Origin of the sequence: Streptomyces sp. NPDC056486 (assembly GCF_042795295.1) — a bacterium.
Classification (GTDB): Bacteria; Actinomycetota; Actinomycetes; order Streptomycetales; family Streptomycetaceae; genus Streptomyces.
This window is the reverse complement of the sequence record NZ_JBHTSF010000123.1, coordinates 1-26,988: the sequence shown is the minus strand read 5'-3', so window position 1 is coordinate 26,988 and position 26,988 is coordinate 1. Positions and strand designations below refer to the sequence as shown.

The window sequence follows — 26,988 nt, the reverse complement described above, 5'->3', positions numbered from 1 at the left end:
GACGCTGTGGGCGTCCGCGGCCTTGGCCAGCGACTGGCTGCTGTCAACAGCCATTTACTTGTAGTCCTTCAGGAGCTTGCGGTAGGCGTCGCCGACACTCTTCGCCCCGTCGTCGGGCGACGTCTTGCCGCTGAGCACCTTCTCCATCTGCAGCCGGATCGGCTCGAACAGGGCATTGGCCTGCGGGATCCACGGCCGCTCCACGGACTTGTCCACGGCCGGCTTGAAGAACTGCACCATCTGGTTGTCCTTGACGGACTTCACGTCATACACCGAGGTACGGGTGGGCAGCAGGCTCAGCTTCTCGGTGGTCTGCTGCTGCACCTTGGCCGAACTCATGTACTTGATGAACTCGTAGCTCGCGTCGAGGTTCTTGGACCCGGCGTAGGCGGCGAGGTTCCAGCCGCCCTGCGGGGACGCCTGGCGGTCGCTGCCGCCGGGGACCGGGGCGATGCCGAGGTTGGCCTTGTCGCCCTTGAACTCCTTGCCCTGCAGGGCGCCTTCGATGGACCAGGGGCCGTCGAGGGCCATCGCGACGTCGCCGTCCTTGAAGGCGTTCAGCTGGTTGTTGTAACCGTCGCTCGCGTCGGTGGTGGCCGCCTTGGAGTCGACCAGGTCCTTCATGACCTTGAAGGCCGCGGCGCCCTGGGGGTCGTCGACAGTGACCTTCTTGTTCTTGGTGTCGAGGAGGTCGCCGCCCTCGCCGTAGAGGTACGGGAGGTAGTAGTACGGGTCGTCGCCGCGGAGGTAGAGGCCGGTCTTGCCGGACTTCGACTTGATCTTCTTCGCGGCGGACTTCACCTCGTCGAACGTCTTGGGCGCCTCGACACCGGCCTTCTTGAGCATCTTCTTGTTGTAGAAGAGCGCCAGGGTGTCGATGGTCTGCGGGGCGGCGTAGGTCTTGCCCTTGAACTTGGTGCTTGCCGCGGCCTGCGGGAGGTAGTCGTCCGCCTTGTCGAGGGCGGGGGTGCCCTCGAGCGGGGCGAGGTAGCCCAGGTTGGCGAAGTCCGCGACCCAGGCGACCTCGGTGCGCATCACGTCGGGGGCGCCGGAGTTGCCGCCCGCGGCGTTCTTGAACTTGGCGTTGGCCTCGCCGAACGCGACGCTGACGTAGTTGACCTTGACGTCCGGGTGGAGCTTCTCGAAGCCCTTGGCGAGCTTCTCGTAGGTCCCCTTCTCCGCGTCGTTCGAGGTGTCCCAGAAAGTGACGGTCCCGGACAGCTTGCCCGAACCCTTGCTGCCGCTGTCACCGTCATCGCCACCGCACGCTGCCGCTGTCAAAGCCAGGGCCCCGACCAGTGCGGTGGCCGCTATGCCACGCCGCATGTGAACTCCTTCAACTGATCCCGGAACAAGGGGAGGCGAGACCCCAACTGAGCTGCCTCCGACGAAGCCGCACTCGACGCGGCGCCGGGTTGCCACGGAACGTAACAGGATTGAAAAGCGCCCGAAAGACCTTGCGAGAAATTTCTGCAAGGCCTGCTGATCGTTACTGCTGCGTGTCCTTACGGTTGCCGTTGCTGCGCTTGACAGGCCCCTGAAGTGGCGGTTGCTCTCACGCGCACCCACCCGATTCCTCCGCAAGCACACCGCAAGCGCCTTGCAGAACTGGAACTTTCTGCAAGCTTTCACAGACTGTGTGCAATCCGGCCATTCACCGGTACAGTCCCCGCATGACCGCACGGCTCGTCGACATCGCAGCGCAGGCGGGGGTGAGCGAAGCCACCGTCAGCCGCGTCCTCAACGGCAAGCCGGGTGTGGCGGCGACCACCCGCGAATCCGTCCTGGCCGCCCTGGACATGCTCGGCTTCGAGCGCCCCACACGGCTGCGGCAGCGCAGCAGCGCGGGCCTCGTCGGCCTGATCACACCCGAGCTGGACAACCCGATCTTCCCCGCGCTCGCGCAGGTCATCGCCCAGGCCCTGACGCGTCAGGGCTACACACCGGTCCTTGCCACCCAGACGCCCGGCGGCTCCACCGAGGACGAGCTCACCGAGATGCTGGTGGACCGCGGCGTCTCCGGGATCATCTTCGTCTCAGGACTGCACGCCGACACCACCGCCGACATGGAGCGGTACGAGGTGCTGCGCGGCAAGGGCGTGCCCTTCGTCCTCGTCAACGGCTTCTCCCCCAAGGTGCAGGCCCCCTTCGTCTCCACGGACGACCGGGCAGCGGCCCGCCTCGCCGTCACTCACCTCGCCTCGCTCGGCCACACCCGCATCGGGCTCGCGGTGGGTCCCAAACGCTTCGTGCCCGTGCTGCGCAAGATCGAGGGCTTCCAGACCGGCATGCGCGAACGCCTCGGGATGTCACCCGCGGACTCCGAGCAGCTCATCGAGCACTCCCTCTACACCCTGGAGGGCGGTCAGGCCGCGGCGGGCACGCTGATCGGCCGGGGCTGCACCGCGATCGTGTGCGCCAGCGACATGATGGCGCTCGGCGCCGTCCGGGCCGCCAGGGAACGGGGCTTGGAAGTGCCGCGGGACATCTCGGTGGTCGGCTACGACGACTCCCCGCTCATCGCGTTCACCGATCCCCCGCTGACCACCATCCGCCAGCCGGTCCAGGCGATGGGCCAGGCATCGGTCCGCACCCTCCTGGAAGAGATCGGCAAAACCCCCGCCCCGCACAGCGAGTTCGTCTTCATGCCGGAACTGGTGGTCCGCGACTCGACCGCCTCCGGCAGGCCGGAACAGCGCTCTGCATAGCCCGGAGCAGTCGCCGCCCGTCGAGATCGACGTCCTGGTGCTCGGCGGCGCCGGTGTGGACTCGATCGTCCATGTTCCCGAGCTGCCTCTCCCCTACGCCGACAGCTACATGGTGCCCGCGATCCACATGCGGGCCGGGCAGACCGGCGACTTCGTGGCGATGGGGGTGCAGGCCCTGGGGCTGCGCACCCACCACATCGACCTGATCGGCGAGGACCACGAAGGCGATCTGGTCCGCGCGCTGCACCGGGAGCGGGGCATCCCGTTCACCGAGGTGCTCCAGCGCGGCGGCACCAAGCGAGCGGTGAACCTCGTCGGCCCCGACGGGCGGCGCCTCTCGCTGTACGACAACAGTCGCTCCCAGGACGCGGACCGGCTGCCCACGACGACGGTCGAGGCCCTCGCATCGGTGAGCCGGCACGCCCACGTCTCCCTCACCCACCCCTGCGCCTTCGCCCTGCCCACACTCCGCACGAAGGGGGTGACGGTCTCGACCGACCTGCACAACTGGGACGGAGCGGAGCCGTATCACGAGGCCTTCGCCTACGAGGCCGACCTCGTCTTCCTGTCGACCGCCGCCCTGAGGGACCCGGCGAAGACCATGCGGCAGATCGCCGCCCGTGGCAGGGCCCAGGTGGTCGTCGCGACAGCCGGAGCCGAGGGGGCCCACGTCCTCGTCGGCGGCGAACTGTCCCACGTACCGACCGTCACGCCGCCCGCACCGGTGGTGGATTCCAACGGCGCCGGTGACGCCTTCGCGTCGGGCTATCTCTTCGGCTGGCTTTCCGGTGAGTCGCCCTTGCGCTGTGCCCGCTACGGTGCGATCGCGGGCGCGTACGCCTGCACCGTCCCGGCCACGCGGACCGACGTAATCAGCAGGGACCAACTCCTCACCCTGGAAGCCGATTCGCAGGCCTGAGGGACGATGGCCGGGTTCACCACGCACGGAAGCGGAGGAAGTGACATGGCATCACAGACAGGCGTACGCACCAGCCGTGTGCTGTACGGGTGTATGGGAATCGGCGGCACCTGGGACACCACGCCCTACACCGCCCAGGACATCGCCGGGGCCGAGGCCGCGGTGAACGCGGCGCTCGACGTCGGCATCACGGTGTTCGACCACGCCGACATCTATCGGCACGGCAAGTCCGAGGCGGTCTTCGGTGAGGTGCTCGCCAGGACGCCCGGACTGCGCGAGCGCATCGTCCTGCAGACCAAGTGCGGCATCCGCCTCGCGGACGGCGAGCGGCCCGGTCTGTACGACCTGCGGGGGCCGAGCATCGTCCGGCGCGTCGAGGAGAGCCTCACCCGGCTGCGCACCGACGTGATCGACGTACTGCTCCTGCACCGGCCCGATCCGCTGACAGGACCTGAGGAGATCGCGAAGGCACTGGCCTCGCTGCACGGGCAGGGCTTGGTGCGGCGGTTCGGTGTGTCGAACATGAGCGCCGCGCAGATCGAGCACCTACGGACGCATCTCGACGTACCACTGGTCGCCAACCAGCTGGAGATGAGCCTGGAGAGCCGCGACTGGGTCGAGGCCGGCGTGCTCGTGAACACACCGGCCGCGGCCGACAGCGGCTTCCCGCACGGGACGCTCGAGTACTGCGGCGCCCACGGGATCCAGCTCCAGGCCTGGGGAGCCCTCGCCCGGGGCCGCTTCACCGACGGTGGCGATTCACCGACCGCACGCCTCGTCGCCGACCTCGCCGCCCGCAAGGGGACGACGCCGGAGACTGTCCTGCTGTGGTGGCTCCAGCGGCACCCGGCGCGCATCGCACCGGTCGTCGGCACGAGTCGCCCCGAGCGCATCCTCGCCTGCCGGGACGCCGTGCACCGCGAACCCGACCTGACCCACGAGGAGTGGTACGACCTGTGGATCACCGCCCGCGGCGGCCCGCTGCCCTAGTCGTCCTACAGACGCCGGTAGACATGCACCAGGGCGACTCTCCAGGCGGGGCCGGTCCTGCTCTTCCCGACGGTCATAATCGACGCCGTGACCAAGCCCGCGGTCGAAGTACGGCCTCTCGTACGCCAGAAAGCCAGAAGCCTTGGAGCCCTCGGTGAGCAGTGGCTGGCCGAACTGCCCCGCCGCATCAGTGATGTGGAGCGGCGGTGGTCCGTCGATGTCGACGTCGGACGGCCGCTGCCCGGTGGAACCTCCTCCTACGTGGCGCGGGCACGGACCCGTGACGGCCGGGACGCAGTACTCAAACTCTCCCTTCCCTCAACGGACTTCGCGAGCCAGGTGCGGACCCTGAGCCTCGCGAAGGGCCAGGGGTACGTGCGACTTCTTGCCTACGACGTCGAACGCCACGCCATGCTCCAGGAAGCTCTCGGGCCGTCGATGGATCGGCTGGGCCTCGCCCCTCGGGCGCAGATCGAGACGCTGTGCGCCATGCTCCGACGCGCCTGGCAGGCTCCCCGCGCCGCGGGACTGACCGCCGATCCGGCCCAGGAGAAGGCCCGTGCCCTGGGCGAGATGGTCGGGCGGCTGTGGGAGAGCCTCGGGCGGCCCTGCTCCGAGCGGGTCGTGAACCAGGCGCTGACGTTCGCCGGACGTCGCGCCGCCGAGTTCGATCCCGACCGTTGTGTGGTCGTGCACGGTGACCCGCACCCCGGCAACGCGCTGCGGGTCACGGCACCTCGGGCCGGTGCCGGTGCGGGGTTCGTCTTCGTGGATCCCGACGGGTTCCTCGCCGATCCCGCGTACGACCTGGGGGTCGTACTCCGCGACTGGTGTGGGGAGTTGAGAGGCAGGGACGGGGCTGCGGCCCGCGGTCTGGTCCGCTCGTACTGTGCGCTGCTCGCGGACCGGACCGGGGTGGATCAGCGGGCGATCTGGGAGTGGGGCTTCCTTGAGCGGGTCTCCACTGGGCTCTATGTGCTCGACTTCGGGGCGGAGGAGCTCGGTCGGCCGTTCCTCGACACCGCCGAGCTTCTGGTCTGACCAGTGCGTCACCAGTGCGTGACCCGTTCCCTAGCCGCAGTACATGTCCCGACCGGGCTTCTGCCCCGTCGCCAGGTAGTGGGACACGGTCCGGTCGCCGCACTCGTTGCCGTTGGCGAGGTACGCGTCGTGGCCGGTCGAGTCCACGGTCACCATGGTGGCTCGCTTGCCCAGGGAGGTGCGGAGCTTGAGTGCGCCGTTGAGCGGGGTCACCGGGTCGCGCTCGTTCTGGATGAGGAGGATGTTGGACGGGCCGCTGTCGGTGATGCGTACCGGGGCCTCCTTCGAGCGGTAGGGCCAGGCGGCGCACAGCATCGCGTTCCTCGGCATCCCCGCGGTCAGGGGGTACTTGGACCGGCTCTCGGCGACCTCCTTCGTGTACGCGTCCGTCGACCTGGGCCACTCGATGTCGTTGCAGAGGACCGCGGAGCCCACCGCGACGGCGTTCTGCAGCGCCTGCTCCGGCGGCGCCTGCGGCGCGGGCGGGACCGTGCCCTCCTGGGCGGCCAGGATCAGCTTGGCCAGGGCGGGGAAGTCGTCGGGGTCGTCGAGCGCGTTCAGGAGGGTCTGGCGCAGGACATTTCCGTTGAGCTCCTCGGGGTTGGCGCCGGGCCACGGGATCGGCTCGCGGTCCAACCCGGCGGCCAGGCGCAGGAAGAGCGGGCGCACCTCGGCCGCGGTCGGGGCGAGGCGGTCCGGATTTCCGGGCGCCGAGGCCCACTTGGCGAACTCCGGGAAGGTGTCCTCGACTCCCTGCTCGTGCCCGGCGATCCAGGCGCGGGAGACGCGCGTGGGGTCGGGGTCATCATTGCTGTCGAGGACCACGCGGTCGGTACGGTGCGGAAAGAGCTGGCTGTAGACCGCCCCTACGTACGTTCCGTAGGAGACACCCCACGCGGAGACTTTCCGCTCGCCGAGCGCCGCGCGGATCCGGTCCAGGTCGCGGGCCTGGTTGGCGGTGCTGATGTGGCGGACGAGTTCGCCGCCGTTGCGTGCGCAGGCGTTTGACGTCCGCTGCGCGGCGGTCATGTTCTCGGTGATGGAGCCGTCGGCGGCGGGCCAGGGGCGCATTCCCGATGTGGCGAGGTCGGCGTGTTCGAAGCCACAGCTGACCGGCGATGAGCGGCCAAGACCCCGGGGGTCGAAGCCGATCAGGTCGTAGGCGTCCCGGACCGTCTGCGGCAGCTTCTGGCCCTTGCCCGACGGGTTGTTGATGCCGGACCCGCCGGGCCCCCCGGGGATCAAGAACAGGGCGCCGCGGCGCGCCCCGGGCTTCTCGCTGGGGATGCGGGAGACGGCGATGCCCACCTGCTTGCCCTCGGGGTGGGCGTAGTCCATCGGGACTTCGACGGTCGCGCACTCCTGGCGGGGGTCGAGGCCGCTGCCCTCACATGTCTTCCAGTCGAGAGGTTCGGGGGTGTCCGGAGTCGAGGCCGTCGCGGTCAGCGGCGCGGTGAGGGCGATGACCGCCGCGGAGGCGGCGAGCAGAGCGGCGTTTCGCTTGATCTTCGTCATGGGAGGAGCCTCGCTGATCCTCCCCGGCGGTCACATCCGGCCAACTGGCATATGGAGAAGGGGGTTTGCCCCACCCTTCCCCCTAGGGGCTTTAGAGTCGCGTGTGGCGGGCGCCACACAATTCAGGGTGTGTGACTTAGGTTAGGCTAAGCTAAGTTATTGAGTGATCGCCTCTCCTGGAGGCGCCTCAGTCAAGGAGATTGACGCAGCATGACCTCACTCACCTGCCGCATCCGCCGTACCGCCGCAGTTGCCGTGGCCCTGGCCGCGGGCAGCGCGCTGGCCCTGACCGGAACGGCGTCCGCGCAGCCCGGCCAGGCCTCCGGCAAAGCGTCCGGCTCGACCGTCGAGTCGGCGCCGCTCGTGAAGGGGCTCTACCAGTCCGCGTACTCCGAGCGGAACAACGTGCTGTGGGCCACCTCCGCGGTGGGCCGCCCGCCCGTCACCACCTCCAGCCTGCTGAAGGTCGACCCGCGCACGCTGAAGGTGAAGGCCAGCTACACGCCTCCGGTCACCAATGCCGAGACCGGCGCCGTCGAGGCCGTCTACGGAGTCGCCGTCGACGACGAGCACAACACCGTCTGGACGACGAACACCCGCGACAACTCCGTCGCCGTCTACGACCAGCGCACCGGCAAGCACCTCGCCTCGCTGCCCGGCGTGAACCACGCCCGCGAGATCGTCGTGGACACCAAGCACAACACGGCGTGGGCGAGCAGCTTCGGCGACGGCACCGTCGTCGCCTTCGACACCCGCACCCTCAAGGAGAAGAAGCGCGTCGCGGTCGAGGGATCGAGCCCGACCGGCCTCGCCGTGAACGCGCGGACCGGCGCCGCCTACGCCGCCGACCTCAACGGCGACCAGATCATCGAGATCACCCCGAAGGGCGCGAGCCCCCGCCTCATCCCGACCGGTGACGGCCCGATCTCCATCGCGCTCTCCAAGGACGGCCGCACCGCCTACACCGCCGACCAGGCCGCCGGTGGCCTCTCGGTCGTCGACCTCAAAAAGGGCACCGTCACCAAGTCCGTGCCGACCGGCGCGGGCGCCCTGTCCGTCGCCACCGACCGGCGTTCGGGCAGCGTCCTGGTCGCCAACCGGACCCCCGGCACCGTCACGGTCGTCGACCCCGCAAAGGGCGCCGTCGTGGAGACGCTGACCACCGGCGCCAACCCCAACCACGTCCAGGTGACGGGCGGAACGGCGTTCGTGCTCGACAAGTCGGGCACCGGGCCCGAGGGCCAGGACCAGGCGCACCGCATCCGCGTCGGCCACTGAGTCGTCGGCCCTGAGGCAGCGCCCCTGAGGCATCGGCCGCTGAGGCCACAGGCACTCAACGCCTCCCCGCGTACCGCCCGCCGCGCAACCGTGGCGGGCGGTACGCCGTCGCAGGCGAGAGCCGCTTGCGTACGAGACGGCTCTGCGCCGCGACCGTCACGATCACGCCCGCGCCGAGCAACGGCCAGGCGAAGGGACCCGCGGCGATCACGGCGGTGACCAGGAGCGGCCCTCCGCTGCGCTGGGCGGACGATGACAGGCCGTGCACGCCGAGGTAGGCGCCCTGGGCGTCCTCGGGGGCCAGCGCGATGGAGAGTTCCCAGGACGCGATGGCGTGAAGTATCTCCGCGAAGGTGAACGCGACCGCCGCGACCACCAGAGCGGTGACGGCCGGCCAGGTGCCGCCTGCCACCGAGGCCGTCATGGCGGCGCATCCGACGACGAAGCAGGCGGCAAGCGGCACGAGGAGTGCGCGGGCTCCGTCCGGCGTCCCCCCGAAGCGGGACAGCGGGACCTGGCAGCAGACGACGAGCACGCAGTTGAGGACCATGAGCAGCGGCGCGAGCCCGTGCGGGGCGTCGGTGGCGTGGACGATCCACAGGGGCATGCCGACCTGGAGCACCGCGTCGTCGAGGAAGAGCGCCGCCTCGGTGGCGGTGAACAGCAGGTAGGGACGGTCGCGCCACGGGCCGGCCGGCAGAGCGGGGGGCGCGGGGGCCGTGGAGTCGGTGACCACCCGGGAGGGCGATGGCGGTTCCGCGCAGCGCAGCGTGAGGACGGAGGCGGCGAGGAAGCTGACCACGTTGCCGATGAGCAGCGCCTGGTAGGCGTGGGTGGTGCCGACGGCGAGGGCGAGTGCGCCGGACAGGCCGCCGATGGCCCATCCCGCGTTGGAGACGGAGCGCGTCACGGCTTGGTACTTGGTGCGGTCCGGGCCCGCTATGCGCGCGGCGTACAGCTTGGTGAGGACATTGGCGCCGCGGTCGGCGAGGCTGTTGACGGACGAGTACAGCAGGAGCAGGGAGAAGTTGTCCGTCGTGAGGAGCGCCAACAGGGCGATGGCCTGCTGGAGTTGGGATCCGATGATGACGCGGGTGACGGGGAAGCGGTCGGCGAGGTGGCCCGCAAGTGGTGCGCCCGCCATGCCGACGGCTCCCGAGACCCCCATGAGCACGCCGACCTCGGCGACGGACAGCCCGGTGACCAGGGTGAAGTAGAGGGCGGCCGCCCCCATCCAGAGACCGGTGCCCGCTTTGTTGATCAGTGCGATCCAGAGCATGCGACGGCCGTCCAGGCCCCCCCGGTATGCGTCCGTACAGCGCGGCCCGCCTGCTGCTGAGGCTCACCACTCCCCCTTGACGTGCACTTTGTATTGATACATATTTGATTACGTGGCAGCACAATATGCGATCAGTGGTACGACCGCCAAGGGCATTACCTCGTCGGTCGAACAGGCCGTGGCCGAGGGCGGCTTGGAGCCGGGAGAAGCGCTGCCCCCGGTGCGGCGGCTCGCCGATGAGCTCGGGGTCAGCGCGGGCACGGTGGCGACCGCCTACAAGGAGCTCCGCCGACGCGGGATCGTGGTGACGCGCGGACGGGGCGGAACGGTGGTGGCGCAGGCCCCGGCGATCGGGGCGCGCCGGCCGCCGAAGGTGCCGCCGGGGGTACGTGATCTGGCGGGCGGGCATCCGGATCCGACGCTCCTTCCGGTGCTCCTTCCGCCCGATCGGGTGGACCCCGTCACCGGTTCGCACCGGGGTTCGCCGCGCCGTGCGGGACTTGAGGAGCTGGCCCGTGAGTGGTTCGCGCGGGACGGGGTGCCCGACGGCCGGGTGACCTTCGCGCACGGAGCGCTTGACTGCATGGCGCGGCTGCTGTCCACGGAGCTGAAACCTGGCGACGCGGTGGCGGTCGAGGACCCGGGGTTCCACCATCTCCTGGACCTGGTACCGGCGTTGGGCCTTCGCATGGTGCCGGTGGCGGTGGACGAGGAGGGGATCAGGCCGGAGGCCCTGAGCAGCGCGCTGCGGGCCGGGGCCAGGGCCGTGGTGTGCAGCCCGAGGGGGCAGAACCCGATGGGCGGCTGCTTCTCGGAGGCGCGGCGGGACGCCCTGCTCGAAGTCCTCGGCGGCTTCCCGGAGGTGCTTGTCGTCGAGGACGATCACAACGCGGAGGTCGCGGGGGCGCCGTCGTACTCGCTGGCTGCCGGTGGGCTCGAACGCTGGGCCCAGGTGCGGACCGTGTCCAAGCATCTGAGCGTCGACCTGCGGTGGGCGGCACTGGCGTGCGACGCCACCACACTGGCCCGGCACGAGGGGCGGATGCTGCTCACTTCGGGGTGGGTCAGTCACGTACTGCAGGAGACCGTCGAGCGCACGGTGACCGATCCCGCGGCGCGAGCGCTTGTCGGTCGGGCCGAACGCGCGTACACCGAGCGGCGGAATGCGCTGATCGGGGAGCTCGCACGGCGCGGGATCGCGGCGCACGGCGCGAGCGGGATGAACGTATGGGTGCCGGTGCGGGACGAGTCCGCCGTGGTCAACGGGCTGCGCTCACGCGGATGGTGGGTCGCGGCGGGCGCACGCTTCCGTATCGTCGCGCCCACCGCCGTACGGATCACCACGGCCATGCTGGAGGTGGCGGACACGGCCCTGCTCGCCACGGACTTCGCCGCGGTGCTCGGCGAGTCCGAGGCCACGTACGGGGGTTGAGTCCCAGACAAGCTGGACAATGTACGGAGCTGCTTCCGTACCGCACCCCCGAGGTTCCCATGATCAGCTGGCGTCGACTCGACGAACCGGACTTCCCCCTGCTGCGGCGATGGCTGGAGCAGCCGCACGTCGCGCGCTGGTGGAACCACGAGACCTCACCCGATGCGGTGGCGCGTGACTTCGGCCCGGCCGCCCGCGGAGAGGAGCCGTCGGAGGATCTACTCATGCTGCTCGACGGCGAACCGTTCGGCCTCGTCCAGCGCTCTCTCTTCGCCGACTACCCCGAGTACGGAGACGAGTTGGCCGGCCAGGTGGATGTCCCCCGGGGCGCCATGACCATCGACTACCTGATCGGGGATCCCCGGCAGGTCGGCCGGGGACTCGGCACACGCATGATCCAGGCGATCGTCCGGGCCACCTGGGCCGATCACCCCCAGGTCAGCGCGGTACTCGTCCCCGTACACGTGGGCAATCCCGCGTCCTGGCGCATCCTGGAGAAGGCGGGACTGCGACGGGTCGCCGAAGTGTCGCTCGAGCCCGACAACCCCCTCGACGACCGCGCCCACTACCTCTACCGGATCGACCGCCCGGCCGACTGAGTTCAGGCCACCGCGATCCGGTCCAGGCGCGCACGCTGCTCTTCGCTCAACCGCAGGCTCGCCGCGGCCACGTTCTCCGCCAGGTGGTCGAGCGAGGCGGTGCCCGGGATCGGCAGCACGACCGGTGAGCGGTCGAGCAGCCAGGCAAGGGCGATCTGCGCCGCGGTGGCGTCGAGTTCGGCCGCCACGGCCGCGATCTCGGCCGTCGCCGTCGAGGCGGCGGGATGGACAGGACGCCAGGGCAGGAAGGCGATCCCTGCCGCGTCACAGGCGTCGAGCACGGCCTCGTGCTCGCGATCGAGCAGGCTGTAGCGGTTCTGCACGCTCGCCACGTCGACGATTCCCCGCGCCTCGGCAAGCTCGTCGACAGTCACCTCGGAAAGGCCGATATGGCCGATCCTGCCGTCGAGTTGGAACTCCCGCAGCGTGCCGAGCTGATCGGCGAGCGGCACCTTCGGATCGAGGCGGTGCATCTGGAGCAGTCCGATCCGCTCGACGCGAAGCCGGCTGAGGGCCTGCTCGACCTGCGCGCGCAGGAACTCCGGCCGTCCGTTGATCGACGCCTCTTCGCCGGGGCCGGGCTGCTCGACGGCGACCTTGGTCGCGATGAGCAGATCGTCCGGGTAGGGGTACAGCGCTTCTACGAGGAGTTCCTCGTTGGCGCCCCATCCGTACATGTACGCCGTGTCGATCAGCGTGACGCCCAGCTCGACGGCCCGCCGGGCCACCGCGATGGAGGCCTCCCTGGCCGCCCCGGCCTCGGTCACGAGGCGCATCGCCCCGAACCCGATCCGGCGTACGCCGATTTCCCCGCCGATGCGGAAGGTACTCGAAGTGCTCGATGCCATGTGTCGTGTCCACCCCTCGGTCGACGCGCCACGTTACCGGCGAAGTCGAGGCGTGACGTCAGCGGCGACGCGCGTCCCGGTCGTCGAGTTCAACTCCCGTCGTCACCGTCGAAACCGGCTTCGGAGAGTCGACCACGAATTACGCATCCGCGTGCATTGACGGCTCACCTCACCCGGTTCAGGGTGTTGCCCCCGAAAAGACCTCAAGCGGGACCTCGAGCAGCACCTAGAGAAGGGCTCCCTCCATGCGAAGACGTGCCTTTGTCCGTGGACTGGCCATCACCGGCGCCGGGTTGACCCTGCCCGTGCCTTTAGCCGGCGCCGCCACCGCACGTGCCGACTCCGCCGCCGAGGGCTGGCAGCAGGTCGCCGCCCCGGCCGGGCAGGAGGCCGCCCATCTGCTCGCGGTCGCCGCCGCGGGCCCCGGACGTGCCTGGGCCGTGGGCGAACAGGGGCGCTACGGAGGCACCGTCGGCACTCCGCTCGCCCTCAGCTGGAACGGCTCCGCCTGGTCACCGACCGACCTCTCCCACCTGACGTACAGCGGTGGCCTGCGTGCGGTCGCCGCCTGTCCCGGCGGCGCGGCCTGGGCCATCGGCACGAACACCGCGGGGCACGACCAGCTCCTCTCCTGGGACGGCACGACCTGGCGCGAGGCCGACTTTCCCGGCCGGGGCGAGCCGGGGACACGGCTGACCGATGTCGCGTCCGCGCCGGGCGGCCGGTTCTGGGTGTCGGGCCGGCACGGCGACCGCGCCGGACTGATGCGCGGCAAGGGCACGACATGGCGCTGGTGCCGGCCACTGCCGGACGAGGCCGCGCCCACACCCTCCGGCGTCCATGTGACTCCCGGCGGTGAGGTGTGGGTCTTCGGCGACATCATCGCCCGCTGGGACGGCGCCTGGACGGTGGTGCCCCGAGCGCTCGGCATCCGCGCCTCGGTGACCGGCCTGCTCCCGCTCGCGCACGACGACATCTGGCTCACCGGATACTCGTACGGGGTAGGTGGGCCGCCCGGCAAACCACCCGGCATCGTGCTGCAGCGCTGGGACGGCACCCAGTGGAACTGGGTCCAGGCCCCCTTCAGCGTCGGCCTGCTGAGCGGCATCACGGGCGACGCCACAGGCCGGCCCGACCGGATCTCCGGCTGGGACTTCTGGGACCAGAAGCGCGCCCACTATCTGCGCTGGGACGGCACGGCCTGGATCAGTGAACGCGGACCGGAGACGCCTTCCACCTATCTGCCCCAGGCCATCGCCACGATCCCCGGCACGGACGGCGGCTACTGGTCGGTGGGCACGACTTCGTTCTCGCCGTACCCACCCGCCCAGCTCCGCGTGGAGCGCTTCGGCTGAGCCACCGGTACCGCCGACCCTGACTCTCAGGCCCGCGGTGCGATGCCGAAGGTGAACGCGGAGGTTCCGGGGTCCACCGCCGTCACCCCGCCGTCGACAGTGAGTACGGCACCGTTGACGAAGGACGCGGCGGGCGAGAGCAGCCAGGTGATCGCCTCGGCGACCTCCTCCGGCTCTCCCGGCCGGCCCGCCGGGACGAGCCGCGTCGCTTCCTCGTACGCCGCGTCGGCGCCGCCGTCCCCCAGCTGGGCCTCCTCGGCGAACCGGGTCATCCGCCGGTCGGCCATCTCCGTCCGCACCCAGCTGGGGCACACGGTGTTGGCACGAAGCCCGGCCTTGCCGTAGTCGACGGCGAGGGAGCGGCACAGCTGGAGGAGTGCCGCCTTGGACGTGGCGTACGCGGCGTTGGCCACGCCATTGCGCAGTGCGGCGACCGAGGCGACCGCGACCACCGAGCCGCGCGCCTCGACGAGATGGGGAAGCGCGGCCCGCAGCAGCAGGAAAGGGCCCGTGAGATTGGTGCGAAGGACGGTGTCCCAGTCCTCGTCGGAGAGGTCACCGACGGCTCCGCTTCGCCCGACCCCGGCATTGAGCACGAGCCCGTCGATGCGGCCATAGGCTTCCGTGGCCGCATCGACGAGCCCGGCGATCTCCGTGGGATTCCCCGCGTCGGCGGGGTGGGCCAGCGCCCCGGTCTCCTCGGCGACGCGGCGCAGCGGCTCGGGGCGCCGTCCTGAGATGACGACGTGGTGCCCGTTCGCACGCAGTTGCCGGGCCGTGGCGGCGCCGATGCCCGTTCCGCCGCCCGTGACGATGACAACTCGGCTCTCTGTCATGCCTGTTCAGCCTCCGAACGCAGTCGTGAGCACATCGCCGCGATCATACGTAGACAACCGCAAGCTGCTCACGACCACGTTCGGACGGTCTGCCGGAAGGCCCACCAGGGGGCCGTCGGCTCCTACTCGTCGATCGCCGCGCCGAACGCCGCGGCCGTGCCCGGCGCGCCGAGCGACTCCGCGCCGTACGTCCAGGACCCCGACGCGGTGATGCCGCCCGCCCCGGCGGACAGGACCCACACCACTCCGTCACCGGCGTTCTCGCCGGGCGCCGCGGCCAGGAGACCGAAGCGGCCGTCGCGGTTCGGGTCCGTCAGGCGCACCTGGGCACCCCACTTGTCGCCCTTCTCGGGCACACCGGAGATGTCCGCGGAGTCCTGGTCCCACGACTTGGCGCCGGTCGCCGTGATGCCGGTGGCCGCGCCGCGCAGCACCCAGACAGCTCCGGCGTCCGCGACCGTGCCGATGTCCTCGCCCGGCGCCCCGATCGCGACGTCCGCGTAGCCGTCGCCGTTCGTGTCCGCCACGGAGAGATCGGCGCCCCAGCCGTCACCGCGCTCGGCGGTGCCGGGCACGCCCGCGCTGTCCTGCGTCCACCACTTGGCCTCGTCCTTGAGGCCGTCCGGGTCGCCGTAGCGGATGCCCACCAGGCCGCCGGTCATCGTCTCGCCCCCGTCGTCCGGGGAGTTGGGCTCGCCGGTCACCAGGTCGTCGTAGCCGTCGTGGTCGATGTCTCCCGACGCCGCGACAGGCCCGCCCCGCAGGTCGTGCTCGTACGCGAGGCCGTCGGCGTTGCCCGAGAAGTACGCGGACCAGCCGTGCCCCGGCTCGTCCCCCACGGTCACGCCGGACACCACGAGATCGGCGAATCCGTTGTCGTCGTAGTCACCGGTGGTGAGCGACTTCGGCAGGATGTCGCGTCCGTCGGCCGCCGCGGAAAGACGCTCGGTCGCCTGCCGCCGCAGCGGGGCCTGCCCGTCGGCCTGCGGTGCGGCGTCGTACGCGAAGAGCTCCAGGTCGTCACGGTCCAGTACGGCGAGGACGTCGCCCGGCGTCTCACCGGTGAAGTGCGCGGCGGCGAGACTCAGGCCGAACTTCTCGCCCTTGGTGGGCTCCTGGGTCTCGAGCCAGTCGCTGGAATCGCCGCTGAGGCCCTGCTTGGAGCCCCACAGGATCGCGACACCACCGGCGTCCGCCGTGTCGCCGATGTCCTCGCCGGGGATGCCGACGATCGCGTCGTCGAAGCCGTCGCCGTCCAGGTCACCGGTGGCGACGGCCGTCCCGAAGCCGTCACCCGCCTCCGCGGCGCCCGCGACGCCTGCCGTCGACTGGCTGAACCTGGCCACAGAGGTGGTGCCTATGCCTCTGGATGAGCCGTACTGGGCCGTGACGAGACCGGCGCCCTTCTGGCCGCTGACCGTCGCCCCAGGGGCTCCGACCAGCACATCCTCATATCCGTCGCCGTTGAAGTCACTGTTGCGGTCATCGGCGTGCGTACCCCCAGGGGTGCCGGCGACAGCAGAGGGGGCGGCGGCGATACCCGCCCCGGTCAGAAGGAGGAATGAGGCCGCGGTGAGGGCGGCCGAACGGTTCTTGCGCACGAGCGGCTCCTGTGAAGGAAGGTGGCCGGGCAAGCGCGAGGGTGTCCGGAAAGGGCCCGTTCCTTGTCCGGCGCCCTGTTCGACACGGGATGGGGCACAAGGGTTGTACGCGTCCTTCGTTTCTGTGGTTCTTTCTGTCCGGAACTGCTGCCTCCCCCAACTCAGCGGCCCTTCTTGGTGACCACGAACCGATCGATGACCAGGTAGTCGATCTCGGTGGCGAGGAAGCACTCCAGTGCGTCACGCGGCGAGCAGACGATGGGCTCGCCCGCCACGTTGAAGGAAGTGTTGAGCAGACAGGGCACATCCGTCCGCGCCGTGAAGGCGCGCAACAACTGTGTGAGCGCGGGGTTCTGCCCCTCGTCGACCGTCTGGACCCGCGCCGTGCCGTCCACGTGGCAGGCGCCGGGGATCCGCTCCTGGTACTCCTTGCGCACCGGGAAGACGAACGTCATGTACGGGGACGAGGTCTTCTTGCCCATCTCGAAGATGCGGGGAGCCTCGGACTCCAGCACGACCGGCGCGAACGGGCGGAAGGGCTCCCGGTGTTTGACCCGGATGTTGATGATGTCTTTGATGTCGGGGAAGGCCGGGTTGGCCAGGATGCTGCGGTTGCCCAGGGCGCGCGGTCCGAACTCGGCGCGGCCCTGGAACCAACCCACCACGTTCTTCTCGGCCAGCAGCTCCGCCGCCCTGCCCGCGACCGAAGCGATGTCCGGCTCCTCCTGCCACTCGACGCGGTCCGCGTACTCCCCCAACGTGTCGAGGATCTGCCGCTCGTCGTACGAGGGACCGAGGTAGGGCGTGGTGACCGCGTCGGCGGGCCGGTTCCTGAGACCGGCGGTGTACACGGCCGCGCCGATGGCGACACCCGGATCGCTGGCCCCGAAGCTGACCTCCATGCCGGTGAACGTCGAGCGCTCCAACATCTTCGTGCCGGCCACGCAGTTGAGGGCAAGGCCGCCCTCGAAGAGCAGGGTGTCCAGGCTGGAGCGGGCGGTCAGCGCCCGCAGCTGATGAGCGGTGACGGCCTCGACCATGTGCTGGGCGAGACCGGCCACCTTGACCCGGAAGTCGAACTCCTCGCGCTTCTCGCTGTCGCCGCCGAACAGATCGTCGAACAGCGCGTAGTAGGCAGCGATGTCACTGGGGATGGAGAGGGTGTACGAGCCGTTCTCGTGCAGGCGCACGACGCGTTCGAGCAGGGGGTTGTGCTGCGGCGGCGGGCCGTAGGCGGCCAGGCCCATCACCTTGTACTCGTCGTTGTTGGGGACGAACCCCAGATAGCGGGTGATCCTTCCGTAGGCCACGCCGAGCGAGTCGGCCATGGCGACGGTGCCCTCGTCGAAGAGGCGCACCACGCCGTCACGCAGCTCGCCCATGACGGAGGACAAGGTCTCGGCCCGGCCGTCGCTCACCAGGAAGGCCGCGTCTCCGCCCCCGGCCAGATAGGCGCCGCACATGAGATGGGCGAGGTGGTGGGGCACCAGGACGAGCTTGTTGGGATCCAGCGCGTAGCCGGTGCGCTGGACGAAGTCGCCGTACACCGCTTCGCGGCTGAGCATGTCGGTGTAGAGCTCACCCGTGCGTCGCAGAGCGTCGAACTTCGCCGCGACCGGCATCTCGGCATCGCATATCTGCGCAATCATCTCCTCGGCCACGGTCGGCGAAAAGCGCCAGGGGAATGCGAAGACGTCGACCTGGTCGAGTTCGACACCGGCGGAGTCCAGGCACCATGTGATGGCGTTCGCCGGGAAGTCGGAGGTCTTCTTGACCCGGCTCAGCTGTTCCTCCTCGACGGCGGCGACCACCTCGCCGTCGATGGTCAGAGCTGCCGCGGCGTCATGACCTACGAGGAGATTGCGACCGACTCCGGTCGCCCCGTAGAGCCGTCCGAAGAGCTCCGCACCCCTGGTGAATCCGTTGTAACCGAGCACGATCACAGGCCTTCATCCTCCTCAACGCGACAATTGCGGTGCACGGCAGGCTACTTGGCCCGCATACATTTCGGATAGGGTGCCTGTCGACGCACACCAGTGACTGAAAGGATCCGCTTCGTGGGCAGCAATTCGTCCTCCGTTACCCCTCTGACCAGCACGATCGTCGCCGAAGGATTTGATCGCTGGAGCCCTCCGCTGCATAAGGAATTCGAAAGCAACACCCACAACGGCTGCGTCGGTCAGTCGCTGGTGAAAGAGACGGATTCGCTGCGCGTCTGGGAGACGCATCTCAAGCCCGGAGAGCGCATTCCCGTTCACCGGCACGTACTTGATTACTCCTGGACAGCCCTCACCCATGGCAAGGCCCGCCAGCACGCGAGCGACGGCAGCAGCCGCGAAATAACGTACGCCCGCGGACAGACCGAGCATTTCAGTTTCTCCGACGGGCGTTACCACCTCCATGACCTGAAGAATATTGGCGACGAAGTTCTGTCGTTCGTGGTGGTCGAGTTGAAGGACGGGGCGAACGAACCGCTTCAGTTGGACGGCATCGCAGGATCCTGAATTTCCCGGTTCACACGGCATCCGAAAGCGCGGCGAGCAGCGCATCGTTCGCGCGCCGATTGCCGATGGAGATACGGCAGGTGGCGGGGATGAGGAAACTGACGTCGGCGACCATGATCCCCGCGTCGTGCAGCTGCTCCATGACGCGCTCGTGCTTGTGGAGCCGGACGAGCAGGAAGTTGGCCTCCGAGGGGAACACCCGCTCCACCGCCGGGTGATCGGCCAGTATCCGTGCCATCCGGTCGCGCTCTGCCCGGATGTGCCGGATGCTGGCAAGGGCCCGCCGCGCGTTGGTCAGCCGGTCCCGCACGGCGCTCTGCGACGCGTCGGTGAACCCGAAGGGCACCTGTACCCGCCGCAGTGCGTCGATGATGCCGGGCTGAGCCAGGGCGATTCCGCAGCGGGCGCCGGCGAGGCCCCACGCCTTCGAAAGGGTTCTGAGCACGATGAGGTTGTCGTGCTCGGCGACAAGACCGGCGTACGAGGGCTTCTCGCTGAACTCGACGTACGCCTCGTCGATCACGACGAGGCCCCGCGTACCCGTGACGAGGGCCCGCACCTGGGCCGGGTCGAGCCTGGTCCCCACGGGGTTGTTCGGGTCGCACAGGATGGTCACCCGCGGATCGGCCGCCAGGATCCGCTCGGTGTCGAGCTCGGACAGGTCGTCGCCGCGCAGGGGCACCTCGACCAGGGGCAGGCGCAGCAGGCGGGCGAAGTGGGCGTAGAGCGGGAAGGTGGGCGGAGTGACGCACACGCTCTCGCCGGGGGAGGCCAGCGCCGCCAGGAGGAGCATGACGCCGTCGACCGATCCGCTGGAGAACAGCAGGTGATCCGCGGTCAGCGCGCCGGTGCCCTCGTGTCCCGGCAGCTTCGAGATCGTGTCCAGGTACGTGTCGGCGAGCTCGGTCGTGTCGAGATGGGGATAGCTGCCCCCGGCGCCCAGGAACGGGTTGGTGTTGCTCGACAGGTCGATGGTGTCGAACCGCGGCTGGTGGCGGGAGCGTGCCGGGCCCGGGACCGGCACGGTCGTGACGGGGGAAGCCGCGAAGCGCGACAGTTCCGGCTCGGCTCCCGCTTCTTGCCTGGCCATGAGGCCTTCGGCGCGCAGCCAGTGGTCGAGAGGGACGAACAGGTCGGCCCCGAGGCGGCGCTTCCCTTCGGTCTCCCCCGGGCCGAGATGGACCCAGTGCAGGCCGGAGTGTTGGGCGTCGAGGTACAGCCCGTACAGGGCAGCTGCGTGGAGATCGCTCCCCGCTGCCGGATCGTCCTGGTCGACGGCCTGTGTCAGGTGGTAGAGCCCTCGGCCGTTATGGGACCTGACCGTGAGCGCGACCTGGACGACGGTGTCCCCCCGACGGCGCACGATCATCTCCGTACGATCCGCCAGCACACCGTCCGCCAGGGCGTCGAGGGCCTCGGCGCTGTACGGGTTGTGGCCGTCGCCGTGGCGTTCCGCCCGGCGCCGGTGGAGTTCCACGAAGGCCTCTCGCGCCCAGGGCGCCCCGTCGAGCTCGCTCAAGCGGATCCGCTCCCGGGTGAGGTCGCGGGAGAGCGCGTCGTGGCAGCGGCGCAGGGCGCGTTGCCGACCTCCACCGACTCGGGCACGCAGGATGTCGTCCACGTCCCCCGTCAGGCGGACGATGCTCTCGGCTCCGGCGGCGAGGGGAACGAAGCCTGCTGCCCGCAGCGCGCGAGGGTCGTCGGTGCGGCGGACGTTGGGCACGAGGATCTGGGGCACGTCCAGCATCTCCGCGCGGCGCACGAGATCATCGACCGAGCGGGCGGTGGGAGCGGGGCTCGTCGGGTTGTACAGGGCCCCGCCGCCGACCAGGGTGAGGCGCTGGAGCACCGCGGGATCCAGTGCGGTGAACGCACCGTCGTCCCGGCCCAGTCGGGCAAGGGAGCCCGCCGGTTCGCGGGAGCCGAGGGCGGCGCTCAGCATCTGCTGAAGCGCTTCTGCGTCTGTGGGCCTGCGCATGCTAGTGCTCCACTCCTCGCTCCGCCGCGTGCTCGTCGACCTGTGCGTCGACCTGTGCGTCCGCGTGTGCGTCGACGCGGTCGCGGTACTCCTCGAACAGCTCGGCCAGGGTGCGGGCGATACCGGTCTTCCAATTGACGGAGCAGTCGCCGATCAGCCCCCGGCGTACGTCGTGGTCGAAGATCGCCGTCTCTCGGCTGTAGTCGCTGCGGTCCAACTGGACCGGGACACCGGTGAGCGCGGACATGTACTCCAGGAGGTCGGTCATGCCGACCTCCTCGTCACCACCCCAGTTCACCACCCGCGCGGGCGTCCCCGCCGCGCCCCACAGCAGGGGGACCTGCCGGACGAGGTCGTCGGTGTGCAGCAGGTTGCAGTAGTTCTGTCCCTGCCGCGGCACCGCGCACGGCTGTCCCTCGCGCATCTGCCTGAACAGGATCATGGGCACGCCGCCGTGGCCGTACGGGCCGTAGGCGATGTTGAGCCGGGCAATCACCGTCGGCAACCCGAGCGCCTCGGCAAGGCCCCGCGCCACCCCTTCGGCGGCGAGCTTGCCGACGGGGTACGTCGGCAGCCACGGCACCGCCCCGCCCACGGCGTCGCCCTCGCGGTACCGATGGGTGCTGTCAGCGCGGTTGTAGACAACACCTGACGACACGTACAAGAACGCCTCGGCGGTCGCGCAGTGCGTCATCAGCCGTGCGGTGCCCGCGGCGTTGATCCGCGCGGTCTCCGCGAAGTCCTGGCCGTCGCCCCGGTGCACCGCCGAGTGCAGTACGTGCGTGAAGTCGTGCGGCAGCTCCTCCAGATCGTCGGCGGCCATGTCCCAGGTGAAGGTGCGTGCGCCCATTTCTTCGAGGGCCTTGCGGGCGGCCAGGTCTCCGAACCGGCCCAGACACCACACCTCGTTGTCCGGGGCGAGCGCTTGTGCGACGGGCATCGCGACCTGCCCGGTCCCACCCGTGACGAGAATCTTCTTGCCTTGCATTCCTGTGTCCGTCCTTAGCCGAGCGCTCGGGTCAGTTCGTTCCGCAGAGTCGCCTGGAAGCTCTGCACGTGCTGCGGGCTCATCAGGGTGTAGTGCTCGCCGTCGACTTCGATGTACTGGTTTGGGCCCCGCGTGAAGTCGTCCCAGTGGCGCAGTTGGTTGTCCAGCCACTCCTGCTTGGTGCCCTTGAGCGGCGTGCAGTAGAAGACGCGTACGTCGTCGACCGACCCCGAGGGTTCATAGGTGCGGCCCAGGTGCACCATGCTCTGCGCCAGGTGCACCCAGGTGGTGAACTGCTCGACGGTGAGGTCCAGTTCGACGAGGCGGCGCTTCGGCGCATGGTCGACCAGATAGGCCAGCTGGTCGGCTTCGGGCAGGGGACGCAGGGTGGAGGTAAGCCCCTCGACGTCCGCGGCGGCGATCAGCTCCAGGAACAGCGCCAGGTTGATGGCGCCGTCGGTGAAGGTGATCTCGTTCATGCGCCCGGAGATGCTCGGCGGCAGGTTGAAGACGCCCACGAACTTGACCTCGTCGCCGTCCGCCTCGAGGCGCTTGGCGATCTCGAAGGCGACCGCCCCGCCGTAGGAGTACCCCGCCACCGCGTACGGGCCACTGGGCTGGGTCCGCCGGATCGCCTCCACGTAGGTGGTGACCATGTCGTCGAACGACCCGAAGTGGCTCTCGCCCTGCCCGAACCCGCGTGCCCGCAACGCGTAGAACGGCCGCTCGCCGGTGAAGTACTTGGCGAGATTGACGAACACGAGCACCTCCCCCAGGCCGGGATGGACGCAGAACAACGGCGTTCCGTCCCCGGTGACCTGGAGTGGTACGAGCGGGTCGTAGGCGGAGTCTCCGTCGGCGTTGCGCGCGGCGGTAAGGCGGCCGGCCAGGGCGCGCACGCTGGGGGCCTGAAGGAGCGTGGACATCGGCACGTCGTCGATGCCGAACTCGGTCTGGATCTCCAGTTTGAGCCGCAGCACGTCCAACGAGGTTCCGCCCAGATCGAAGAAGCTGGCGGTCGTCGGTACTTTCTCGGTGTTCAGTACGCGCGCGTAGATCTCGGCCAGCGCGATCTGGACCTCGCCTTCCGGCGCCACGTACTCGCCGAGGAAGCGGGTGCTCACCTGGTCCGAACGGCGGACGGCCTCATCCAGGCCGCCGTTCTCGACGGCCGCGCGCAGCCGCGATCGCTGGATCTTGCCGAGGTTGCCGCGCGGGATCTCCGCCTCGGCGACCGGGAGGATCAGCTGGGGCCGGAACCCCCAGTGCATCACCGTGGAGCTGCGGATCGCCACGAGGGCCCGGTACACGGCGGAGTCGTCGGCCGGATCGCCCGCGGGGACGAACGCGACGGCGAGCTGTTCGGAGTCGGCGCCGTCGGGTCGGATCGGAAAGGCCGCGACCTGTCCTCGTTTCACCCCGTCCAGCTCGTCCAGAACCGCTTCCAGGTCGTGGCTGTAGTAGTTGACCCCATTGACGATGACGGAGTCCTTGGTCCGGCCGACCAGCGTCAACCGGCCCTCGGCGTCGAGGCACCCCAAGTCGCCCGTGCGGAACCAGCCATCGGGCGTGAACGCCTGAGCGGTGGCCTGGTCATTGCCGAAGTACCCGTCGGTGACCATCGTGCCGCGCAACTGCACCTCGCCCGACTCGGCTGTCGTGGGCCCGTCGGTGGAGGCGAGGACCGTGCCGTTGCCGTCCACGATGCGGATCCGCAGTCCCTGCACAGGGCGGCCCAGCGGAGGGAACTCCGTTTCCAGGTCACGGGTGGCGAATTCACGGTTGAACACGCTGCCCGCGCACGTCTCGGTCATTCCGAACGCGGGCACGATCACATCCCGGCGCAGTCCATAACCGGAAAGAGCATCCAGGAATGCCCGTACGGTGCCGGTCACGGTGGCCTCGCCGCCGGAGATGATGTGCCGTACCAGCGAGAGATCCAACTCGTCCTGCGGTACGGGACGTTGGGCGAGAGCCTGATTGATCTGCCCGAACAGGAAGTTGGGCGTGAACGTCACTCTCACCCGGTGGGCCGCGAGCAGCCTGAGGAATTCCACGGGGTCCGCGAGCACCGTGGCCGGAGTCGCCATGACCTGATCGGCTCCGTTGAACATCGGCAGCAGGTTGGCCTCGATGGCGGCTATGTGGTCGGCCGATATCCAGTTCAGCGATGTGTCGTCGGGCCCCAGATCCAGTGCCCCCGCCTTCCCGGCCTGCGCCGCGAGGAGATTGGTGTGGGTGAGCCTGACCGCCTTGCTCGACCCGGTGGACCCGGAGGTGAGCATCAGTACGGCGAGATCGTCCGGGGCGGGCGCAGGGAGCTGATCGTGCTCGGCCGATGCATGGCTCAACTCCTCGACTGTCACGGTCCGCAGGCCGACATCGGGCAGATCGCCGTGGGACTCCTTGGAGACAATGACCAGGGGGTCGCCCAAGAGCGTGCGCAGATGCTCCAGCTGCGCACGCCACCGGGAGGGGTCGGCGGGCGGCGCGACCGGGCAGGGCACGACGCCGGCCAGGACGCACCCCCAGAAGGCACGGAAGAAATTCTCGGGATCATGGGCGGAAATCAGCACCCGCTCACCCCGGGAAGCGCCGTAGTTGTGCAGCCCCTGAGCAATCCGGCAGGCGCACTCCCGCAACTCGGCGTACGAGAGGAATGAGCCGCCGATGAAAGTAATGCCTCGCGATGTGTCCTGAGCCGCACGCTCGAGCAGCTGCGGGAGCGTCGAAGCATGACGTTGATCCGGCATAGGTGTGACGACCTCCGGTCAGAGAAAAGCAACATGGCTGAGGATGTCCGAGAATGCGGCTCAGGCTGGGCGCAGCCCGGCGCCCGGCAATATGTGCCGATCTCGCAATTTCTCGCAGATTCAGAATTTCTCGCAGAAACCGCTCGGAGAAGTGCGGCTCGCGTCAGCCGCCGACCTCGTTGAATCGCACGATCTCGTCGATCGTCTTCTGCAGCTTCAGTTCGTCGGGGTCGGACACGATCGCCTGCCCGAAGCGGCCATAAGGACCGATCGACGCATCAGGCGACGAAGGATATTCGATCTCGTCGAACGAGAAGTTGCGCTCGAAATCCTTCTGGGTCAACGTGCCGTCGCCGGAGCGGCGCAGGAGGATGTACCCGTAGAAGCGGTCGGGCGTGCCGTTGCCCGGAGGATGGGTCGGCTCTTCCCCGAGCGCCAGACTGATTTCCACGTCGAAGAGGTCGACGCCGAACGTCAATTTGTTGACCTGTGGGGACAGCGCCCCTGGGAGACGGATGGCGAGCTCGCCGAAAGTCAGTCCGGCTTCCTGCGTGAACGCTTCCATATGGAATACGCAGTCAGGTGCGTCGAGGCTCTCGAGCGCCTGCCCGGCGAGCGCATCGGCCTGCTCGAACAGTTCCGGATGCAGCCGCCTGTCCAGGATGTGCGCGGACAGGATGCCGCCCTGCACGGCGCTGAGCGGCGAGATGTGGTTGCTGCTCATGGACGACCACTGAAGACGGCCGCCCCTCCAGATGCCGTCCATGTAGACCTCGGGGGCATCGACGAAGGACTCGGCGACGATCGCGACATCCGACTGCCCCGGGAACAGTTCCAGGGCCCGCGCGTACTCCTGCGCGGAACGAACGATGTTCGTGCGCAGCGAGCCGGCTCCGGTCGCTGGCTTGACGACGAACACGTCCCCCAGCTCCCTGGAAAGCTCCAGGAACGACGTGTCCTTCGATACGTATCGGCAGCGCGCCCGCTTGATGTGCGGCGGCAGCGCACTCTTCTGTAGGAACTTGTCCCGGAAATAAAGGGCGGACTTCGAGTCGGAATTCCCAGGGAGGTTCAACTGCTGCCGCAGATAGGCGGCGCCGAACACACCCATTTCATGGACGGTGAGCACTCCCGCCACATCATCAACGCCGGCTGCGAGCACCGCCCTCAATACTTCGTGGACATTCTCAATGTCGGCGACACGTTTGAAGCGTCGCCCATCGGGCGCACTTGCAGGCGCCTGCACGATATAGCAGGGATCAAGACCTCGGCGCTGGAGCGCCTGATCGAGGTCATCCCTGTATCCGATAACAATCATCGTCGGCATGCTTGTCTCCCCGTGATTAAAGCTAGCCAACCAACTCGGTGCATCGTGCCACACGAGATACAGCCATGTGGACATGCCCCATCATGATCATTTGCTTGATTACATGTGATTTAACTCACAAGTAAAGCTTTAGTCGAATAGGCATGAAAATGGCCCACGCTGATCCCGCTCGACGGGTTGCATTCGCCATGAATTCGTCCCGTACAGGCAGACAGAGCCCATTTGGCACCGCATATGCAGGATGAGACAAGAAGGGCGAAGCGCGATGGCAAGTACGGCAGGACGTCGTACCGCGTTCGGGTGTCTTGGCGGGCCCGGTGCAACCGGACGGCCACCGGACTGCTTCCTGTCCGACACAGGCATTGCCCACCCGTCGTGAGGAAGCCGCCATGACTGCACCTGCCACCATCCTGCCGACCGTCAACTGGGACGCGGAGGCCGACTTGCTGCTGCCCCCGCCCGACCCGAAGCAGCGTCTGGACATGGCGGCCCCGAACCTGCTGACGGCCCGTGACCGGCACCGTCTGAGCCTGCACGCCACGCTCACGACGGCCGGAATCCCACCCCACCCCGACGACGCCAAGGCCATCGACGCGCTGAGCACGCTCGACGACACGGTCGCTCTCGCGATCTGCCGTTGGCTCAACACCCATGCCCACCTCGCGACCCCGCTCACGTGACGCGGCGCGGATGCCCCGCCGAACTCCCGTCCGCGGCAACAACGGCAGCCCGTCAGCCTCTGAGGAACAGGTCCTGCGGATCGACACGCTCCCAACGTGAGCGCGGGGCGGGCACGCGCGGCACTTCCCGGCCCTCAGCACGCCACTCACGCACCAACGCGTCGTAGATGGGAGATTGCGAAGGGACTTCCCCGCCACCGGCCCTTGTATCGGCACGGGGCGGCCGCGGCGAAGGAACCTCATTCCCCGCATCGCTCATGCCCAGTACAACGATCCTCTCTGATCTCGGCAACGCCGCGAACAACTCCAGGAATTCCTCCGTCTGATGGTCCATTAAGCCCGTGGCATGCGCATGCC

General features: G+C 69.1%; 22 protein-coding genes. 10 read left to right on the top strand and 12 right to left on the bottom strand.

The window, feature by feature from the left end:
* Window positions 1–54 precede the first annotated feature (54 nt).
* Complete coding sequence (locus tag ACFQ7F_RS34125) at window positions 55–1,326, bottom strand: extracellular solute-binding protein (protein WP_383279154.1); 1,272 nt, start codon at window positions 1,324–1,326, stop codon at window positions 55–57.
* A gap of 347 nt (window positions 1,327–1,673) precedes the next feature.
* Here ACFQ7F_RS34125 and ACFQ7F_RS34120 point away from each other — a divergent pair, with 347 nt between their 5' ends.
* From ACFQ7F_RS34120 to ACFQ7F_RS34105, 4 genes are all read left to right on the top strand, one after another.
* Entirely contained in the window at window positions 1,674–2,708 is a 1,035-nt protein-coding gene (locus ACFQ7F_RS34120) for a LacI family DNA-binding transcriptional regulator (protein ID WP_383279151.1), read from the top strand.
* 37 nt (window positions 2,709–2,745) lie between these two features.
* Window positions 2,746–3,627, top strand: a complete 882-nt coding sequence (locus ACFQ7F_RS34115; RefSeq protein WP_383279148.1) for an adenosine kinase — start codon at window positions 2,746–2,748, stop codon at window positions 3,625–3,627.
* A 45-nt stretch (window positions 3,628–3,672) separates the two neighbouring features.
* Window positions 3,673–4,617: an aldo/keto reductase family oxidoreductase gene (locus tag ACFQ7F_RS34110; protein ID WP_383279145.1), complete on the top strand. Its 945-nt coding sequence runs from the start codon at window positions 3,673–3,675 to the stop codon at window positions 4,615–4,617.
* 87 nt (window positions 4,618–4,704) lie between these two features.
* Complete coding sequence (locus ACFQ7F_RS34105; protein WP_383279142.1) at window positions 4,705–5,658, top strand: aminoglycoside phosphotransferase family protein; 954 nt, start codon at window positions 4,705–4,707, stop codon at window positions 5,656–5,658.
* A 30-nt stretch (window positions 5,659–5,688) separates the two neighbouring features.
* Here ACFQ7F_RS34105 and ACFQ7F_RS34100 read toward each other — a convergent pair whose 3' ends face one another.
* Window positions 5,689–7,173 carry an alpha/beta hydrolase gene (locus tag ACFQ7F_RS34100; RefSeq protein ID WP_383279139.1) on the bottom strand — a complete coding sequence of 495 codons (1,485 nt, stop codon included), beginning with the start codon at window positions 7,171–7,173 and terminating at the stop codon, window positions 5,689–5,691.
* Window positions 7,174–7,383: 210 nt separating this feature from the next.
* On the opposite strand from ACFQ7F_RS34100, the gene ACFQ7F_RS34095 reads away from it, so the two are divergent.
* On the top strand, window positions 7,384–8,451 hold the full coding sequence (locus ACFQ7F_RS34095; protein ID WP_383279136.1) for a YncE family protein: 1,068 nt from the start codon (window positions 7,384–7,386) through the stop codon (window positions 8,449–8,451).
* Between the two features lie 55 nt (window positions 8,452–8,506).
* On the opposite strand, the gene ACFQ7F_RS34090 is transcribed toward ACFQ7F_RS34095, so the two are convergent.
* Window positions 8,507–9,730, bottom strand: coding sequence for an MFS transporter (locus ACFQ7F_RS34090; protein ID WP_383279133.1), 1,224 nt, complete (start codon window positions 9,728–9,730; stop codon window positions 8,507–8,509).
* A 112-nt stretch (window positions 9,731–9,842) separates the two neighbouring features.
* Here ACFQ7F_RS34090 and ACFQ7F_RS34085 point away from each other — a divergent pair, with 112 nt between their 5' ends.
* Window positions 9,843–11,162: an aminotransferase class I/II-fold pyridoxal phosphate-dependent enzyme gene (locus tag ACFQ7F_RS34085; RefSeq protein WP_383279130.1), complete on the top strand. Its 1,320-nt coding sequence runs from the start codon at window positions 9,843–9,845 to the stop codon at window positions 11,160–11,162.
* Window positions 11,163–11,221: 59 nt separating this feature from the next.
* A complete protein-coding gene (locus ACFQ7F_RS34080; RefSeq protein ID WP_383279127.1) occupies window positions 11,222–11,761 on the top strand; it encodes a GNAT family N-acetyltransferase in 540 nt (179 codons plus the stop codon).
* 2 nt (window positions 11,762–11,763) lie between these two features.
* Here ACFQ7F_RS34080 and ACFQ7F_RS34075 read toward each other — a convergent pair whose 3' ends face one another.
* Window positions 11,764–12,609: an aldo/keto reductase gene (locus ACFQ7F_RS34075; protein WP_383279124.1), complete on the bottom strand. Its 846-nt coding sequence runs from the start codon at window positions 12,607–12,609 to the stop codon at window positions 11,764–11,766.
* Window positions 12,610–12,854: 245 nt separating this feature from the next.
* Between ACFQ7F_RS34075 and ACFQ7F_RS34070 the strand changes: the two genes are divergently transcribed.
* On the top strand, window positions 12,855–13,964 hold the full coding sequence (locus ACFQ7F_RS34070) for a hypothetical protein (protein WP_383279121.1): 1,110 nt from the start codon (window positions 12,855–12,857) through the stop codon (window positions 13,962–13,964).
* Window positions 13,965–13,990: 26 nt separating this feature from the next.
* Here ACFQ7F_RS34070 and ACFQ7F_RS34065 read toward each other — a convergent pair whose 3' ends face one another.
* From ACFQ7F_RS34065 to ACFQ7F_RS34055, 3 genes are all read right to left on the bottom strand, one after another.
* Window positions 13,991–14,800 (bottom strand): SDR family NAD(P)-dependent oxidoreductase, encoded by an 810-nt coding sequence (locus ACFQ7F_RS34065; RefSeq protein ID WP_383279119.1) that lies wholly within the window; start codon window positions 14,798–14,800, stop codon window positions 13,991–13,993.
* 122 nt (window positions 14,801–14,922) lie between these two features.
* Entirely contained in the window at window positions 14,923–16,401 is a 1,479-nt protein-coding gene (locus tag ACFQ7F_RS34060; protein ID WP_383279116.1) for an esterase, read from the bottom strand.
* Between the two features lie 161 nt (window positions 16,402–16,562).
* Window positions 16,563–18,344, bottom strand: coding sequence for a carbamoyltransferase (locus ACFQ7F_RS34055; protein WP_383279113.1), 1,782 nt, complete (start codon window positions 18,342–18,344; stop codon window positions 16,563–16,565).
* A gap of 114 nt (window positions 18,345–18,458) precedes the next feature.
* On the opposite strand from ACFQ7F_RS34055, the gene ACFQ7F_RS34050 reads away from it, so the two are divergent.
* The gene (locus tag ACFQ7F_RS34050) at window positions 18,459–18,905 is read left to right on the top strand and encodes a hypothetical protein (protein ID WP_383279110.1); all 447 of its coding nucleotides are present in this window, start codon (window positions 18,459–18,461) and stop codon (window positions 18,903–18,905) included.
* A 10-nt stretch (window positions 18,906–18,915) separates the two neighbouring features.
* Here the strand turns inward: ACFQ7F_RS34050 and ACFQ7F_RS34045 are convergent, their stop codons facing one another.
* The 4 genes from ACFQ7F_RS34045 to ACFQ7F_RS34030 form a co-directional block, all read right to left on the bottom strand.
* Window positions 18,916–20,883, bottom strand: a complete 1,968-nt coding sequence (locus tag ACFQ7F_RS34045; protein WP_383279107.1) for an aminotransferase class I/II-fold pyridoxal phosphate-dependent enzyme — start codon at window positions 20,881–20,883, stop codon at window positions 18,916–18,918.
* A 1-nt stretch (window position 20,884) separates the two neighbouring features.
* Entirely contained in the window at window positions 20,885–21,871 is a 987-nt protein-coding gene (locus ACFQ7F_RS34040; RefSeq protein ID WP_383279104.1) for an NAD-dependent epimerase/dehydratase family protein, read from the bottom strand.
* A gap of 14 nt (window positions 21,872–21,885) precedes the next feature.
* The gene (locus ACFQ7F_RS34035; RefSeq protein WP_383279101.1) at window positions 21,886–24,624 is read right to left on the bottom strand and encodes an alpha/beta fold hydrolase; all 2,739 of its coding nucleotides are present in this window, start codon (window positions 24,622–24,624) and stop codon (window positions 21,886–21,888) included.
* Window positions 24,625–24,787: 163 nt separating this feature from the next.
* Window positions 24,788–25,951: an acetyl-CoA carboxylase biotin carboxylase subunit family protein gene (locus ACFQ7F_RS34030; protein WP_383279098.1), complete on the bottom strand. Its 1,164-nt coding sequence runs from the start codon at window positions 25,949–25,951 to the stop codon at window positions 24,788–24,790.
* Window positions 25,952–26,340: 389 nt separating this feature from the next.
* Here ACFQ7F_RS34030 and ACFQ7F_RS34025 point away from each other — a divergent pair, with 389 nt between their 5' ends.
* Complete coding sequence (locus tag ACFQ7F_RS34025; RefSeq protein ID WP_383279095.1) at window positions 26,341–26,631, top strand: hypothetical protein; 291 nt, start codon at window positions 26,341–26,343, stop codon at window positions 26,629–26,631.
* 52 nt (window positions 26,632–26,683) lie between these two features.
* Here the strand turns inward: ACFQ7F_RS34025 and ACFQ7F_RS34020 are convergent.
* A partial coding sequence (locus ACFQ7F_RS34020; protein ID WP_383279092.1) for a hypothetical protein occupies window positions 26,684–26,988 on the bottom strand: 305 nt, incomplete at its 5' end.